General features: G+C 31.3%; 1 protein-coding gene. It reads left to right on the plus strand.

All coding sequences use genetic code 11. From position 1 onward, the window contains the following. Positions 1-184 (plus strand): CPBP family glutamic-type intramembrane protease (locus JKP73_RS22700; RefSeq protein ID WP_200412043.1); only part of this gene is annotated, 184 nt, incomplete at its 5' end. Positions 185-297: the final 113 nt, after the last annotated feature.

Consider the following 297-nt stretch of genomic DNA (forward strand, 5'->3'; position numbering starts at 1 on the left):
TGCTTTTGCTCACACAGGCCTTTCTCTTGAAATAATTCCTTATTTGTTATTATCCTTCATCGTTACTTGGGCATATTATCGCAATGAGAATGTATTAGAAAGTATCTTTATCCATGCTTCCTATAATCTTTTAAGCCCTTTATCTGCTCAATTTTTAAATTCTTTTTTTCATTTTATAGTATAGGAGAAGAGAGGTTCTGTTGCGAAGTTTTAAAATAAAATACAACCTCTCTGAATTTCAATTATCTTAGGCTGATATTCCCAATAAGATTTTGATTTCAGTAGAGACCGAAAAGC

The sequence above is a fragment of the Virgibacillus salexigens genome (assembly GCF_014905415.1).
Classification (GTDB): domain Bacteria; phylum Bacillota; class Bacilli; order Bacillales; family Amphibacillaceae; genus Virgibacillus; species Virgibacillus salexigens.